We start from the raw sequence: 14,364 nt of genomic DNA on the forward strand, positions 1-14,364 counted from the left end.
CTTCCTCAGACCTGCAGGATCGAAGAGACCAGCAGTTGCGTATAGGGTTCGCGCGGATCGTCGAGCACCCGGTCGGTTAGACCGTGTTCGATCACCTGTCCGTCCTTCATCACCATCATGCGATGCGACAGGAGGCGGGCGACCGCGAGATCGTGCGTGACGATGATGGCCGAAAGGCCGAGATCGTTGACGAGGCCGCGCACCAGATCGAGCAGGCGGGCCTGCACGGACACGTCGAGGCCGCCGGTCGGCTCATCCATGAAGACGAGGCGGGGGCCGGTCACGAGGTTGCGGGCGATCTGCAGGCGCTGGCGCATGCCGCCGGAGAAGGCGCGCGGCTGGTCGTCGATGCGGTCGGCGTCGATTTCGACCCGCTCCAGCCAGTCAATGGCGGTGTTGCGGATGTTGCCGTAGTGGCGGTTGCCGATCGCCATGAGCCGCTCGCCGACATTGGCACCTGCCGAAACCGTCATGCGCAGGCCGTCGGCCGGGTTCTGGTGCACGAAGCCCCAGTCGGTGCGCATCAGGAAGCGGCGCTCGGCCTCGTTCATGCGGAACAGGTCGCGATAGGTCTCGTCGCGCATGTGGTATTCGACGCTGCCCGTCGTCGGCAGCAGCCGTGTCGAGATGCAGTTGAGCAGCGTCGTCTTGCCGGAGCCGGATTCGCCGACGATGGCGAGCACTTCGCCGGGCCACAGCTCGAAGGATACGTCCCGGCAGCCGATGCGGCTGCCGTAGAACTTCGAGATGTCCTTGACCTTCAGAAGAGGTGAGTCACTCATTCGGCAGCCTCCTGGTTGGGTGCCAGCATCGAGCCGATATGGCCGTGGGCGCGACGGTCTTCGCAGAAATCGGTGTCGGAGCAGACGAACATGCGTCCGCCCTTGTCGTCGAGGATCACCTCGTCGAGATAGACCTGCTCGGCCCCGCAAAGCGCGCAGGGCTTGTCGAAGCGCTGTACTTCGAAGGGATGATCCTCGAAATCCAGGCTGACGACTTCGGTGTAGGGCGGCACGGCATAGATGCGCTTTTCGCGGCCGGCGCCGAACAGCTGCAGTGCGTCCGACAGATGCATTTTCGGATTGTCGAATTTCGGCGTCGGCGATGGGTCCATGACGTAGCGGCCGGCGACCTTGACCGGATAGGCGTAGGTCGTGGCGATGCGGCCGTTGCGGGCGATATCCTCGTAGAGCTTCACATGCATGAGGCCGTATTCCTCAAGCGCATGCATCTTACGCGTCTCGGTCTCGCGGGGCTCGAGGAAGCGCAATGGCTCCGGGATCGGTACCTGGTAGACGAGCACCTGGTTAGGCCCCAGCTTGGCCTCCGGGATGCGGTGGCGCGTCTGGATGATGGTCGCCTCGTCCGTGCGGGTGGTGACGGCGACATTAGCGACCTTCTGGAAGAAGGCGCGGATGGAGACGGCATTGGTCGTGTCGTCGGCACCCTGGTCGATGACCTTCAGTACGTCCTGCGGGCCGATGATCGCTGCCGTCAGCTGCACGCCGCCGGTGCCCCAGCCGTAGGGCATCGGCATTTCGCGCGAGGCGAAGGGCACCTGATAGCCGGGAATGGCGATCGCCTTCAGGATGGCGCGACGGATCATCCGCTTGGTCTGCTCGTCGAGATAGGCGAAATTGTAGGTGGCGAGTTCGGTCATTCGGCTGCCTCCGTCATGGGGTCCATGCCGCTTTCGCGAGCGGCCTCGAAGTCGCGGCGCATGCGCCGCACCAGGTCGAGTTCGGCCTGGAAGTCGACATAGTGCGGCAGCTTCAGATGTTCGACGAAGCCGGTCGCCTGCACGTTGTCGGAGTGGGAGATGACAAATTCCTCATCCTGAGCCGGCGCAACGATGTCTTCGCCGAGTTCCTCGGCGCGCAGCGCGCGGTCGACCAGCGACATGGCCATGGCCTTGCGTTCGCTCTGGCCGAAGACCAGGCCGTAGCCGCGGGTGAACTGCGGCGGTGCCTTGGCCGAGCCCTTGAACTGGTTGACCATCTGGCATTCGGTCACCTGGATGCGGCCGAGCGAGACGGCAAAGCCGAGTTCCGGTACGTCGAATTCGACCTCAACTTCGCCGATGCGGATTTCGCCGGTGAAGGGGTGGGTGCGGCCGTAACCGCGCTGCGTCGAATAGCCGAGCGCCAGCAGAAAGCCTTCATCGCCGCGGGCCAGCGCCTGCAGGCGAAGATCGCGGGTCATCGGAAATTCCAGTGGTTCGCGCGTGAGGTCGCCGATATCGTGGTCGACGGGCATGGCGCCGTCGCCTTCGATCAGCCCTTCCTGATCGAGGATTTCGGAAACGCGCATGACGCGGCCGTCTTCGGCCGGCCGCTGCATCGGCTCGTCGACAGGTTCGTCGGTCAAAAGGCTCGGGTCGAGCAGGCGGTGCGTATAGTCGAAGGTCGGGCCGAGAAGCTGGCCGCCGGGCAAGTCCTTGTAGGTCGCGGAGATGCGGCGCTCGATCTTCATTGCTGATGTGTCAAGCGGCTGGGAGTAGCCAAAGCGCGGCAGCGTCGTGCGGTAGGCTCTGAGCAGGAAGATCGCTTCGATCATGTCGCCGCGGGCCTGGCGAACGGCAAGTGCGGCCAGCGTCCGGTCATAGAGCGAGGCCTCGGCCATGACGCGGTCAACGGCGAGCGCTAGCTGCGCCACGATCTGGTCGATGCCAATGGCCGGCAGCGAGCGGTCGCCGCGGCGGCGGTCGGCCAGCAGCCGGTGCGCATTGGCAATGGCGGCTTCACCGCCCTTTACAGCAACATACATACGTCACATCTCCGTCGCGATGATCTTGGTGGTGCGCGGCAGGCAGAGGAATTGCCGGCCCGCCGTCAGGATGAGATCGACGCCGCGCGGGAAGAGAGCGCGATTGTCGTTCCAGATGCGCAGCAGCGCATCCGGCAGGCCGATCGGTGCGATCATGGTGATATCCTTGATGCCCGGACCCGATAGCGCCAGTTCCTTGCCGCCTTCGAGGCTTTCGATCTCAAGCACGATCGTCGTCGAGCGATCGGGATATTCCTGGGTGCCGATGCCGAACTGGCTGAAGGAGGAAAGCGCCATACCAGCTTCAAGAAAGGCAAAATGTGCCTCCAGCCGCTCGGATATGATGGATGCGCCGGTATGGAACGCCAACCAATCCGGCAGGCTCGATCGCGCAAGGCTATTGGACAGCCAGACCGGCGTATCGTGATCGCAAAGGGTCAGGCCGATGGCGCCGGCAGCGATGCCGAGCGGAGCCGGCGGCGCAATGTCGGCGGTAATGGTCTGCAGGGTGCCCGGGCGCGCCATGGCGTCCATCGTCATCTTGAAGACACTCTGTGCGTCGAAAACCGGATCAGTGAAACCGCCGGTCAGGGCCTCATTGCCGAAGGTTGGGGTGCTGGAAAGGCTCATCAATCTTCTCCGCGAACCATGGTGAAGAAATCGACGCGGGTCGCCGCCGTCTCTTCCGCGCGCTTGCGATCATAGTTTTCGATACGTTCGGTCACGGGCTGCAGGATCGCCTTTTCGACGAACTCTTTCGTAGCCGATTGCTGCCAGAGTGCATCGAAGATGGCCGAAAGCCGGGCCTTTTCCCGATCTGTGCCGAGCGCGTGCGCATGGCCGATAGTGTTGGATGCCAGCCGGACGGTAGCGCGTGTCACCGTGACTTCGCCGAGATTGAACGGAGAGCCGCCACCACCGATGCGGCCGCGCACCATGACGAGCCCGGTCTCGGGGCCGCGCACCGGTTGGACTGTCGGCTTGCTCGGCAACGCTTCCCAGGCCGCCTCTAGCTCGTCGCGTTCTGCCTGCGCCAAGAGATCGGCGACGCGCTTGCGTTCACGACGCTCCTGTGCGGCCGCTTCCTGCCTTTGTGCTGAATTCATCGCGCCTTCCTTTAAATGTCTATTGATATAGACAACCATACAAGATATGTTTATATCTATTAGCGAGTCGTGACAAGCGTGTGACAGGGCGAGTGGGCGAAATGGCAGGGCAGAAGATACAGAGGCAGACGGGCGTGGCGCTCTGGCGGCAGATTGCCGACCGCATTCGCACCTCTATTAATCACGGCGACTTCGACGAGACGGGCATGGTGCCGCCAGAAACGGCGCTGGCGCTGCAGTTCGGCGTCAACAGGCACACGATCAGAAGCGCGCTGGCAGCACTCGCCCAGGAAGGCATCGTCAGGGCCGTGCAGGGACGCGGGACGCTGATCGAGCGCAAGGAGCGGCTGAGTTTTCCGATTTCGAGACGTACGCGATTTTCGCAAGGGATCGGCGATCAGGTGCGCGAAACCCGCAGCGTCTTGCTTGCATCCGGCGAAGAGGCCGCCAGCACTGAATTGGCCAAACAGCTCAAGGTCAGGACGGGAACGCCGTTGATAAGGCTCGAGACGCTGGGTCAGGCGGACCATCGGCCTGTATCGCGCGCCACCAGCTGGTTTCCGGCGGATCGTTTCGGCGATATCGCGGAGGTCTATCGGACAACCGGTTCGATCACCAAGGCATTCAAGGAGCTTGGCGTTCCGGATTACGTCCGCGTCGTCACCGAGATCACGGCAACCCATGCCGACGAGAGCGATCTTGCCGATCTACAGCTATCCCCGGGCGCCATTGTTCTCGTCGCCCAGGCGCTAAATGCGGATCTCGACAATGTCCCGGTGCAGTATTCAATTTCCCGCTTCGCCGCAGACAGGGTGCGTTTTACCGTCGAGAATTGAGAGAAGGGTTTTAGCCCTCATCCCGGCCTGTCAGTCACCCCCTCCCCGTTTACGGGAAGAGGGCCAGGGTGAGGGGCTTTCTAGCCAAATAAATTGCGCTCAATGCGCGCCGGACATGTCGCCGAGGACTTCCTTCGAGGCGACGGTGGAATCGGCCTTGAGCTTGTAGACCATCGGTACGCCGGTCGCGAGGTTCAGCTCAAGGATCTGCGCCTTGCTCAGGCGATCGAGAACCATGACGAGCGAGCGCAGCGAATTGCCATGGGCGGCCACCAGCACATTCTGGCCGGCGAGAACGCGCGGCAGGATTTCCGTCAGGTAATAGGGCCAGACGCGGGCGCCGGTGTCGCGCAGGCTTTCGCCGCCGGGCGGCGGAACGTCGTAGGAGCGGCGCCAGATGTGGACCTGCTCTTCGCCCCACTTGGCGCGGGCGTCATCCTTGTTGAGGCCGGAGAGATCGCCGTAGTCGCGCTCGTTCAGCGCCTGATCTCGAATGGTTTCGAGGCCGGGTTGGCCGATTTCATCGAGGATGATTTTCAGCGTGTGCTGGGCACGCGTCAAGGCCGAGGTAAAGGCGATATCGTACTTGATGCCGTAATCGGCCAGAGCCTTGCCGCCTGTCTTGGCTTCTTCGACGCCAAGCGCCGTCAAATCGGGATCCTTCCAGCCGGTGAAGAGATTCTTCAAATTCCAGTCGCTCTGGCCATGGCGAACGAGGACGAGAGTACCGCTCATAATATTTCTCCCTGATAGGGCAATTCCAGGAAAAGTGCGTAGCGGCTTTCTGTCCGGAATTGCGAGACAATAAAAGGCTGGAGCGGATTGGCAGGTCCCTGCCGACCCGCTCCGGGTTCGGATCAACGTGTGGAGAGCCCGAGTACGTCGAGCATGGAATAGAAGCCGGGCTTCTTGTCGCGCGCCCAGAGCGCCGCCTGCAGCGCACCGCGCGCAAACAGCGAACGGTCGCCGGCGCTGTGCGACAGCGTCAATCGCTCGCTTTCGCTGGCGAAGATCACCGAATGATCGCCGACCACGCCGCCGCCGCGCAGGGTCGCAAAGCCGATCGTGCCCACAGGACGCGCACCCGTATGGCCGTCGCGCACGCGCACGGAATTGTCGTTGAGGTCGATACCACGGCCCTTCGCAGCCGCCTGACCGAGCAGCAGTGCGGTGCCCGAGGGTGCATCGACTTTGTGGCGATGGTGCATCTCCAGCACCTCGATATCCCAGTCGTTCGAAGGCAGCGCCCGCGCCGCCTGTTCGACAAGCACGCTCAAAAGATTGATGCCGAGGCCCATATTGCCCGATTTGACGATGCGGGCATGGCGCGCGGCCGCCTTGAACTTCGCCTCGTCCTCATCCGAGCATCCCGTCGTGCCGATGATATGGACGATGCGTGCCTGTGCGGCGAGGCCGGCAAAGGTGACGCTGGTTGCCGGCGTTGTGAAATCGATGACACCTTCGGCATGAAGGAAGGCGGAAAGCGGATCGTCGGTGACGGGAATGCCGATGGGGCCGAGCCCGGCGATCTCGCCGGCATCCTTGCCGATGAAGGCGGAGCCGGGACGAGCGACGGCGGCATGCAGGGCCACGCCGTCGGTTGCATGAATGATGCGGATGAGAGCCTGTCCCATGCGGCCCGCCGCGCCAACCACCACCAGCTTCATCGCATCGTCGCTCATGTCGTCTCTATCGTCTATTTGCGGGAATTGCTTGAAATCGCCGGTAGCTGCAGGTTGTTGAGCCGAGCGTAGAGGCCATTGTCGGCCGTCGCAAGCGTCTCGTGGTTGCCCTCTTCGACAACTCGGCCGTTCTGCATGACGACGATCTTCTCGGCGCGGATGACCGTCGACAGGCGGTGCGCAATGACAACGACCGTGCGGCCGCTCATCGCCTCTTCCAGTGCCTTCTGCACGGCCGCTTCGGACTCCGTGTCGAGCGCAGAGGTTGCTTCGTCCAGAAGCAGGATCGGCGCGTTGCGCACCAGCGCGCGGGCGATCGACAGGCGCTGGCGCTGGCCGCCGGACAGCGTCACGCCGTTTTCGCCGACCGGTGTGTCATACCCCATCGGCTGCGCCTCGATGAAATCATGGGCATAGGCGAGGCGCGCTGCTTCCTCGATCTCGGCATCCGTCGCGTTCGGGCGGCCGTAGCGGATATTGTCGCGGATCGTGCCTTCAAAGAGATAGGGCTGCTGCGACACATAGGCGAGCTGTTCCCGCAGCGACTGTTTCGTCACATGCGCGATGTCCTGCCCGTCGATGAAGATGCTGCCGGATTTTGGGTCGTAGAAGCGCGGGATCAGATTGATGACGGTGGACTTGCCGGCGCCAGAAGGCCCGACGAGCGCTGTCGTCTGTCCGCCCTCGGCCGTGAAGTTGACACCGGAAAGTACGGATTCATCACCATAGGCGAAATGAACGTCGCGGAACTCGATGCGGGCGTCGGTCACGTTAAGCGGCTTGGCATCCGGCAGGTCGCGCTGGCGCGGCTCCATGTCGAGCAGCTCGTAGATCATCCGTGCATTGACGACCGCGCGCTCCAGCTGCACCTGCAGCTTTGCAAGGCGGCGGGCCGGATCGTAGGCAAGCAGCAGCGAAGTGGCGAAGGAGAAGAACACGCCGGGCGAGACATTGTCGTAGATCGAGCGATAAGCGGCATAGGCAAAGAGGCTGGCGATCGCAAAACCGGCGACGGTTTCGATCAGCGGTCCGTTGCGCTCCGAAAGGCGGGCGATGCGGTTCTGCCGGTGCTCGGCGGCGGTGATCAGCTTGTTGATCTTGCGCTCGAGCTCCTCTTCCATCGTGAAGGCCTTGACGATGGAAACGCCTTGAATAGTCTCCTGCATCGCGCCGAGTACATGGCTGTTCAGGACGATCGCATCGCGCGTGGCGGCGCGCAGGCGCTTAGAAATATAACGTAGCGCGAAGAAGAGTGGCGGCGCGATAACGACGAATGCGATGCTGAGCACCGGATCCTGGAACACCATGACGCAAAGCAGGGCGATGAAGGTCAGAAGGTCGCGTGCCGTCGACGTGATCGTCAGGTTCATGACATCGCGGATGCCCGAGACGTTCTGGCTGATACGGGCGGCGAGCTGCGCGGAGCGCGCTTCGCTGAAGAAGCCGACCGACAGCGTCATCAGATGCGAATAGAGCCGGCGCTGGTAGCGGGCGATGATGTTATTGCCGATCTTCGACAGAATGACCGACTGGAAATACCCGGCAAAACCGCGCACCACGAAAACGAGGAAGATGCTGAAGCAGATTTTCCAGGCATCGACGATATTGCGGGCGATGAAGGCGCTGTCGATGACCGACTTGACGATGTAGCCGATATAAGCAGTCGAAAGCGCAACGAGGATAAGGCAGGTAATCGCGATGGAGTAGCCGCGAATATGATCGCGGCCGTTCTCGGCGATAATTCGCTTCAGCATGCCTGTAATGGCTTCGCTGTCGACGTTTTTGCTTTTCGGGTCAGGCAATTTCAATAATCGGCTTCCTGTCTTGAACCAAGCGAGCCGCATCTGGCACGTGCTTTCGCGGCTCTATTAAAGAGTTAGCACGGCTTTGGCTAGACATGGCGTGCCGCGCTGGTTAAGGCCGATCGCGGAGCCGCAATCACTATAGAGGAAGGTGGCCTCTTCAAAAAGGTAGGCGCGCCGGCTGTTTCGGTGCGCCATGAGCTGTTTGGCAAGCGGTTAACGCCGCCAGCGACGGCCTTCTGTCGCAAGGCCAAAGTTTGTCGGCTTGCGGGCATAGGTCGCCAGGCCGGAAAGCGCTGCCAGCGGATTGACGACCACGTGCGTCGGGATCGTCTTCATCAATTCCGTGTGCGGTGCCTTGTCTTCGAAGGCGGCGCGGAATTCCGGCTTCTGCAGCGCGGGCAGGATCTTCTGCGGAATGCCGCCCGAGAGATAGACGCCGCCGCGCGCCATGAAGACCATGGCGAAATCGCCGGCGACACGGCCGAGATAGGTAACGAACAGCGTCAATGTCTCCTCGGCCTGCCTGTTGGTGCCGGCGAGTGCATGATTGGTGATATCGGCTGGCTCTTTGAGGCTCGGTTCGATGCCGTCAGCCGCGCAGATCGCATGATAGAGGTTCTGGAGGCCGCGGCCGCAGATCACCTGTTCGGCCGAGATACGGCCTTCGATGGGTTCTAGATGCGGCCAGATCTGCAGGTCGCGTTCCGTGCGCGGTCCAAGATCGATATGCCCGCCTTCGCCCGGCACGGGCACCCATTGATGCTGAGTATGAACCAGGGCGCCGACGCCAAGCCCGGTGCCCGGCCCGAGCACGACGCGCGATGCGGTCATGTTCCCGGATGCTTGGCCGATGGTTTGGCGATGCTCGTCGGAAATCTCGGCGATCGCGAGCGCCTGCGCCTCGAAATCGTTGATGACGAGCACGTCTTCTATCCCGAGATTGGCGATCATCGTCTTCGGACGGATCACCCAATCGCAATTGGTCAGCGGAATCTCGTCACCCTGCACGGGACCTGCCATGGCAAGAATTGCCGAGCGGGGTCGGACCTTGCTGTTTTCAAGGGAAAGTTTGATCGCATCGTCGATCGTGGCGAAATTCGCCGTCTGCACGACCGGAAAATGCTCCTGTTCGGAGTCCGCATCGACGAGGATGGAGAAACGCGCATTGGTGCCGCCGATATCGCCGATCAGGATTGGGAAAGGCAGTGGGGCATCGCTGTGATTGAGCTCGGGCATGGCCAGGTCCGTGGTCTGCCGCCGGCAAGGCGGATTAATGGTTCAGTGTTTTGATCAGCCGCTCGGCAGTGGATTCGTTGAGCGCCATCGGAATGTCGTAGAGAACGGCAAGCCGCGTCAATGCCTTGACGTCGACGTCGTGAGGGTGCGGAGTGAGAGGATCGATGAAGAAGACAAGCATGTCGATCTCGCCGGTGGCGATGAGCGCACCGATCTGCTGGTCGCCGCCGAGCGGCCCGCTTTTCAATCGGGTGACGTTGAGGTCGGGGCAGGCATCCAGCACGCGGCCGCCCGTCGTACCCGTGGCGACGATGTTCCAATTGGCAAGGGCGGCCTCATTGCGTCGCGCAAATTCTGCCATCGCATCTTTTTTCTGATCATGCGCGATCAATGCGATGCATTTGCTGCCGGCCATGAAATCCTTGCTCCGCCCGATGCTTTCAATCGATTTATCCGCGTTCTATACCAAGGGGGCGCGTTTTGAAAGACGCTTCGGGCAAGGACGGGCGCGGGATCTATTGCTGCGGAATCTGACCCGGCGGCGTATCGCCCGAAACCGGCATCGCATCCGTCTCCGCCGAAACGCCGGCAGTTTTGGCGCCGGAGGCGGCAGGACGCGTGGAAGCTACCGAAGGTGCTGCCAATACGGCCTGGCAGGCCTTGGGCAGATCGGCAACCATGACTTCGCGTGGCTTGACCGGGGGCTTGGTGCTGGGCTTCGGCTTTGCCCAGGGCTCGGGTCCGAACCACCATGCGAGCGACTTGTCGCAGCCATCGCCGGCGGCGACCGGGGCCTGCCCCGTGCAGCCGACGGAGCCGGCTGGGCAGCGGAGGCGGATATGGAAATGCGAGTCGTGCCCGTATTCCGGCCTAAGCTTGCCGAGATTGCTGCGATCGCCCGTCCAGGTCTCGCACATCTTCTTCTTGATCGCCGGATTGACGAAGATGCGCTCGACCTCGGGATAGCTCGCCGCGCGCATCAGCAGGCGCGCATGCGCCGGCGTCCAGACCTTGTCATTGATCGTCAGGAACTTGTCTTTGGCGAGCATCGTGGTGAAAGGCATGGCTTCGCGCTCTTCCGCCGTCATCTTGCGCCGTGGCATCGGCGTCAGCCAGACGTCGGCATCGAGGCCGATCTGGTGCGAGGCGTGACCGTTGATCATCGGACCGCCGCGCGGCTGCGAGATATCGCCGACAAGCAGGCCCGGCCAGCCGTCATTCTTCGCCGCGTCGCGCGACAGGCGCTCAAGCAGGCCGATCGTTTCCGGCCGGCCCCAGCGGCGATTGCGCGACAGGCGCATCGCCTGCCACGTCGGGCCGTCGGCCGGCAGAGCGACTGCGCCCGCAAGGCAACCCTTGGCATAGAAGCCGATCGATTGCGGTGCCTCCTGCGTCGGTAGCGTCACGGCGCCGAAGACCGCTTTTGCGCTGCCGGGCGAAGGTGTGGCCTGCTGCGCCAGCGCATCGCTGGCGACAAGGCCCATCCCGATCGAGGTTGCGAGAGAGAATTTGCCGATCGTTCGAAAGGCACGAGCCAGAAGTGAAGCCATGCATATCCTTGAAGGCGGTCGGCATTAGCCGAAGTGATTTGCCGGGAGATTATCCTGAAACAGGATGGAAGTGAATCCGCGGCAATCGCCGGTGGCTACGGCCGACCGCCTTTGCCGTCGTTACTACAGATCAGTTCGCCAGGATTTCCGCCGTCTTGCGGATACGCGACAGCCGCGGCAGCACTTTCGTGCAGGCGAAATCCTGCATATCCTGCGAGAGCGTCGTCACGGCATCTTCGGCAACAATGACGGCGTAATTTGCCGCGTGGGCATCGCGCACGGTGCCTTCCACGCCGAAATTGGTGGCGACGCCAGTCACGATCAGCGTTTTGATGCCACGGCGGCGCAGCTGCAGATCGAGTTCCGTGCCGTAGAAGGCGCTCCACTGGCGCTTGACGATGGCGACATCGGGCGTCAGCGCTGCCATCTCGGCCGGAGCTTCGAACGCGGCCGGCGGCAAGCCTCCTGGGGGAAGCGGGAAGCTTTCGTCGGTCGGCTGATTGACAGCGTCGGTATAGTCTGCGGAAAATCCGACGGTCACGAAAACGGTCGTTCCGCCATCGGCCTTCAGTTTGTTTGCGATGGCGACCGTATTGGTGACGATCTGTTGGGCGGAGTAGGGCGCAAGCGGGCGGCTGAGCACGAGGCCTTGCAGGTCGATGGAAACAAGAGCGGTGGTCTTGGGATCGTAAAGTGGCATCTAGGGGCTCCGGAAAAACATGAGGGTATCCTCACAATGGAAAATATGAGGATGACCTCACAAAAATCAAGTGAAGAATTGAAGACGCGTGCGCCGAAGCGGCAGCGAGGCCACGATCGCGTTGCCGTTCTGCTCGAAGCGGCGGCGAAAGTCTTTGCGCGCAGGGGTTACGATGCGGCCACGATGACGGAGATCGCGGCCGAGGCGCATTCGTCGATCGGCTCGCTCTATCAGTTCTTTCCGACAAAGCCCCTGCTTGCCGAGGCGCTGCATATCGATCGCCTGGAGCGCCTTAAGGCGGGGCTTCGTGACATGGCGGAACGGAGCATAGGGCTTTCCGCCGCCGGTAGCGGCGAGGCAATCTTCGATGCGCTTGCCGCTTTCATCGAGCAATATCCCGAGTTTCCCGTACTAGCCGGGCGTCGCGATATTCCCAAGGACCGCAAGGCGCGCTCGCGCGCGGAGTTGCGAGAGCTGATTGCCGCCTTTCTGCGGCGGGCCCATCCGCCGATCACGGACGATATCGTTCTGATGGCGGGTATCGTGCTCGAGTTGCTGCGCATTGCTGTCGTCGTTTCCAGCGACCCGGATGCCGCCGAAGACCGGCGCGTCTTTGCGGAACTGCGACTGATGCTGCGCAAACGTCTTGAGGATGCTACGGCAAAAGATTGAGCCTCGGACACGGTTTTCAGCCTTTGCAACAAGATGAGTTGTTGCGTCCTGCTTTTTGCCCTCATTTGCCTTATGCTGATTCTTCAGAAATCATCGGGAGATCATGAATGGCATTGTCGCGGTTGAAAGCAGGCTTGGTCGTTTCTCTTTTTTGCCTGCTGGCAATGCCTTTATCCACGAAAGCCGAAGAACCGCAATTCCGCATCGGCACGGCTATTCTTGGCGACTTGAAATATCAACCCGGCTTCAAGCGTTTCGACTATGTCAATCCGGAGGCGCCCAAGGGCGGCGAGCTTAAGCTTTCGGCCGAAGGCACGTTCGACACGCTCAATCCCGTGCTGTTTAAGGGCAACCCCGCCAGCGGATTGTCAACGGTTTTCGATACGCTGATGAAATCGTCCAATGACGAGATAGCCACTTCCTACGGCTTGCTTGCCGAGGGCGTCTCCTATCCCGATGACATAGCGAGCGCCACCTTCCGCTTACGCGCCGAGGCGAAATGGGCCGATGGCACACCGGTGACCCCGGATGATGTGATTTTCAGCTTCGATCGCACCAAGGAGCTCAATCCTCTCGCGACCAGTATCTATTCCCACGTGACGCGAGCCGAAAAGACCGGCGACAGGGACGTCACCTTCTATTTCAATGAAAAGAACAATCGCGAACTTCCTTTTATCGCCGGCCAGTTGCTGATCGTGCCGAAACATTGGTGGGAGAGCGCCGGTACGGACGGAAAGCCGCGCGATATCTCCCGCACGACACTCGAGCCGATCATGGGATCCGGACCGTATAAGATCGTCTCCGTGCAGCCGGGATCATCGATCCGATACGAACTACGCGACGACTATTGGGGCAAGAACCTGCCGGTCAATATCGGCCAGAATAACTTCGGGGCGATTTCCTATACCTACTACGCCGACAAGGATGTGCAATTCGAAGCCTTTCGCAGCGGAAATACCGATTTCTGGCAGGACCAGTCAGCAAGCCACTGGGTGACCGCATATGACTTTCCAGCCGTCAAGGACGGCCGCATCAAGCGCGACGAGCTGCCCAACTCGTTGCGCTCTGTCGGCATCATGCAGGCGGTGGTGCTCAATCTCCGGCGGGATCAGTTCAAGGATCAGCGTGTGCGGGAGGCGTTGAACTACGCCTATGATTTCGAGGAGATGAACCGGGCGCTTGCCTTTGGCCAGCTGACCCGCGTCAACTCCTTCTTTTTCGGTACCGAGCTTGCCTCTTCGGGGCTGCCCACGGGCGAGGAATTGAATATCCTCAACAGCGTCAAAGATAAGGTGCCGCCCGAAGTCTTCACCACGCCCTATACCAATCCGGTCGGCGGCGACCAACAAAAGGCCCGCGACAATCTGCGCAAGGCGATCGAGCTTTTCAAGGAAGCCGGTTATGTGTTGAAGGGCAATCGCATGGTCAATGAAAAGACCGGCCAGCCCTTCACGATGGAAATCCTGCTCGGCAGCCCTTCGATGGAAAGATCAAACCTGCCCTACGTACAGAACCTGCGCCGCATTGGCATCGATGCGACCCTCAGAACGGTCGATTCATCGCAATACATCAACCGCATTCGCAGTTTCGACTATGATGCGACCTGGAACGTCTGGGGCACTTCTCTGCCGCCCGGCAGTGAACAGATCGATTACTGGGGCTCGGCTTCCGCAAACCGCCAAGGCTCTCGCAACTACGCCGGCATATCCGATCCGGGTGTCGATATATTGATCGGCAAGCTTGTCTCTGCCGCGACCCTCGAAGAAAAGACTGCTGCCGCCAAGGCGCTTGACCGCGTACTGCTCGCCCACCACTACGTTGTCCCGCTGTTTTATGGGACGACGAACAAGATCGCTTATTGGGACAAGTTCGAACATTTGCCCGAGCTGCCGTATTACTCCATCGGCTTCCCCGATGTCTGGTGGTCGAAAAGCGCCGGAAAGTGAGCCTCTCTTGCAATGAGGGGCTTGCTGGCTCCAAATGCAGAGGGCTGATTCGGGTAGTTTCAAGC

General features: G+C 61.4%; 15 protein-coding genes. 3 read left to right on the forward strand and 12 right to left on the reverse strand.

The window, feature by feature from the left end:
- Positions 1-5: 5 nt before the first annotated feature.
- From phnK to phnG, 5 genes are read right to left on the reverse strand one after another with little or no spacing between them, the layout of a single operon-like run.
- Complete coding sequence (gene phnK, locus ACK83U_RS17675; protein WP_037155357.1) at positions 6-782, reverse strand: phosphonate C-P lyase system protein PhnK; 777 nt, start codon at positions 780-782, stop codon at positions 6-8.
- A complete protein-coding gene (locus ACK83U_RS17680; RefSeq protein ID WP_015338362.1) occupies positions 779-1,660 on the reverse strand; it encodes an alpha-D-ribose 1-methylphosphonate 5-phosphate C-P-lyase PhnJ in 882 nt (293 codons plus the stop codon). Before ACK83U_RS17680 ends, phnK begins: the two co-directional genes overlap by 4 nt.
- Positions 1,657-2,766 (reverse strand): carbon-phosphorus lyase complex subunit PhnI, encoded by a 1,110-nt coding sequence (locus ACK83U_RS17685; protein ID WP_112610720.1) that lies wholly within the window; start codon positions 2,764-2,766, stop codon positions 1,657-1,659. Before ACK83U_RS17685 ends, ACK83U_RS17680 begins: the two co-directional genes overlap by 4 nt.
- Before the next feature lie 3 nt (positions 2,767-2,769).
- On the reverse strand, positions 2,770-3,396 hold the full coding sequence (phnH, locus tag ACK83U_RS17690; RefSeq protein ID WP_112414835.1) for a phosphonate C-P lyase system protein PhnH: 627 nt from the start codon (positions 3,394-3,396) through the stop codon (positions 2,770-2,772).
- A complete protein-coding gene (gene phnG, locus ACK83U_RS17695) occupies positions 3,396-3,872 on the reverse strand; it encodes a phosphonate C-P lyase system protein PhnG (RefSeq protein WP_112610722.1) in 477 nt (158 codons plus the stop codon). Before phnG ends, phnH begins: the two co-directional genes overlap by 1 nt.
- Before the next feature lie 101 nt (positions 3,873-3,973).
- Between phnG and phnF the strand changes: the two genes are divergently transcribed.
- On the forward strand, positions 3,974-4,708 hold the full coding sequence (phnF, locus tag ACK83U_RS17700) for a phosphonate metabolism transcriptional regulator PhnF (protein WP_112610724.1): 735 nt from the start codon (positions 3,974-3,976) through the stop codon (positions 4,706-4,708).
- 99 nt (positions 4,709-4,807) lie between these two features.
- On the opposite strand, the gene ACK83U_RS17705 is transcribed toward phnF, so the two are convergent.
- The 7 genes from ACK83U_RS17705 to ACK83U_RS17735 all read right to left on the reverse strand — a co-directional run bounded on the left by ACK83U_RS17705 (position 4,808) and on the right by ACK83U_RS17735 (position 11,681).
- Positions 4,808-5,443, reverse strand: a complete 636-nt coding sequence (locus ACK83U_RS17705; RefSeq protein WP_106996243.1) for a 2,3-bisphosphoglycerate-dependent phosphoglycerate mutase — start codon at positions 5,441-5,443, stop codon at positions 4,808-4,810.
- Positions 5,444-5,565: 122 nt separating this feature from the next.
- Positions 5,566-6,390: a 4-hydroxy-tetrahydrodipicolinate reductase gene (gene dapB, locus ACK83U_RS17710; RefSeq protein ID WP_112401132.1), complete on the reverse strand. Its 825-nt coding sequence runs from the start codon at positions 6,388-6,390 to the stop codon at positions 5,566-5,568.
- Positions 6,391-6,404: 14 nt separating this feature from the next.
- Complete coding sequence (locus tag ACK83U_RS17715; RefSeq protein WP_412474868.1) at positions 6,405-8,144, reverse strand: ABC transporter ATP-binding protein; 1,740 nt, start codon at positions 8,142-8,144, stop codon at positions 6,405-6,407.
- Between the two features lie 264 nt (positions 8,145-8,408).
- Positions 8,409-9,431, reverse strand: a complete 1,023-nt coding sequence (locus tag ACK83U_RS17720; protein WP_112610726.1) for a glucokinase — start codon at positions 9,429-9,431, stop codon at positions 8,409-8,411.
- 34 nt (positions 9,432-9,465) lie between these two features.
- Positions 9,466-9,846 carry a methylglyoxal synthase gene (locus tag ACK83U_RS17725; RefSeq protein ID WP_112610728.1) on the reverse strand — a complete coding sequence of 127 codons (381 nt, stop codon included), beginning with the start codon at positions 9,844-9,846 and terminating at the stop codon, positions 9,466-9,468.
- 100 nt (positions 9,847-9,946) lie between these two features.
- The gene (gene mepA / locus ACK83U_RS17730) at positions 9,947-10,981 is read right to left on the reverse strand and encodes a penicillin-insensitive murein endopeptidase (protein ID WP_112610730.1); all 1,035 of its coding nucleotides are present in this window, start codon (positions 10,979-10,981) and stop codon (positions 9,947-9,949) included.
- 130 nt (positions 10,982-11,111) lie between these two features.
- On the reverse strand, positions 11,112-11,681 hold the full coding sequence (locus ACK83U_RS17735; protein WP_112610732.1) for an isochorismatase family protein: 570 nt from the start codon (positions 11,679-11,681) through the stop codon (positions 11,112-11,114).
- 36 nt (positions 11,682-11,717) lie between these two features.
- Here ACK83U_RS17735 and ACK83U_RS17740 point away from each other — a divergent pair, with 36 nt between their 5' ends.
- Together ACK83U_RS17740 and ACK83U_RS17745 are read left to right on the forward strand one after the other, a co-directional pair.
- Positions 11,718-12,353 (forward strand): TetR/AcrR family transcriptional regulator, encoded by a 636-nt coding sequence (locus tag ACK83U_RS17740; RefSeq protein WP_184373616.1) that lies wholly within the window; start codon positions 11,718-11,720, stop codon positions 12,351-12,353.
- Positions 12,354-12,460: 107 nt separating this feature from the next.
- Complete coding sequence (locus ACK83U_RS17745; protein WP_112610734.1) at positions 12,461-14,299, forward strand: extracellular solute-binding protein; 1,839 nt, start codon at positions 12,461-12,463, stop codon at positions 14,297-14,299.
- The last annotated feature ends 65 nt before the right edge of the window (positions 14,300-14,364 follow it).

Origin of the sequence: Rhizobium sp. WW22 (assembly GCF_047041135.1) — a bacterium.
In the GTDB taxonomy this organism is placed as follows: Bacteria; Pseudomonadota; Alphaproteobacteria; order Rhizobiales; family Rhizobiaceae; genus Rhizobium.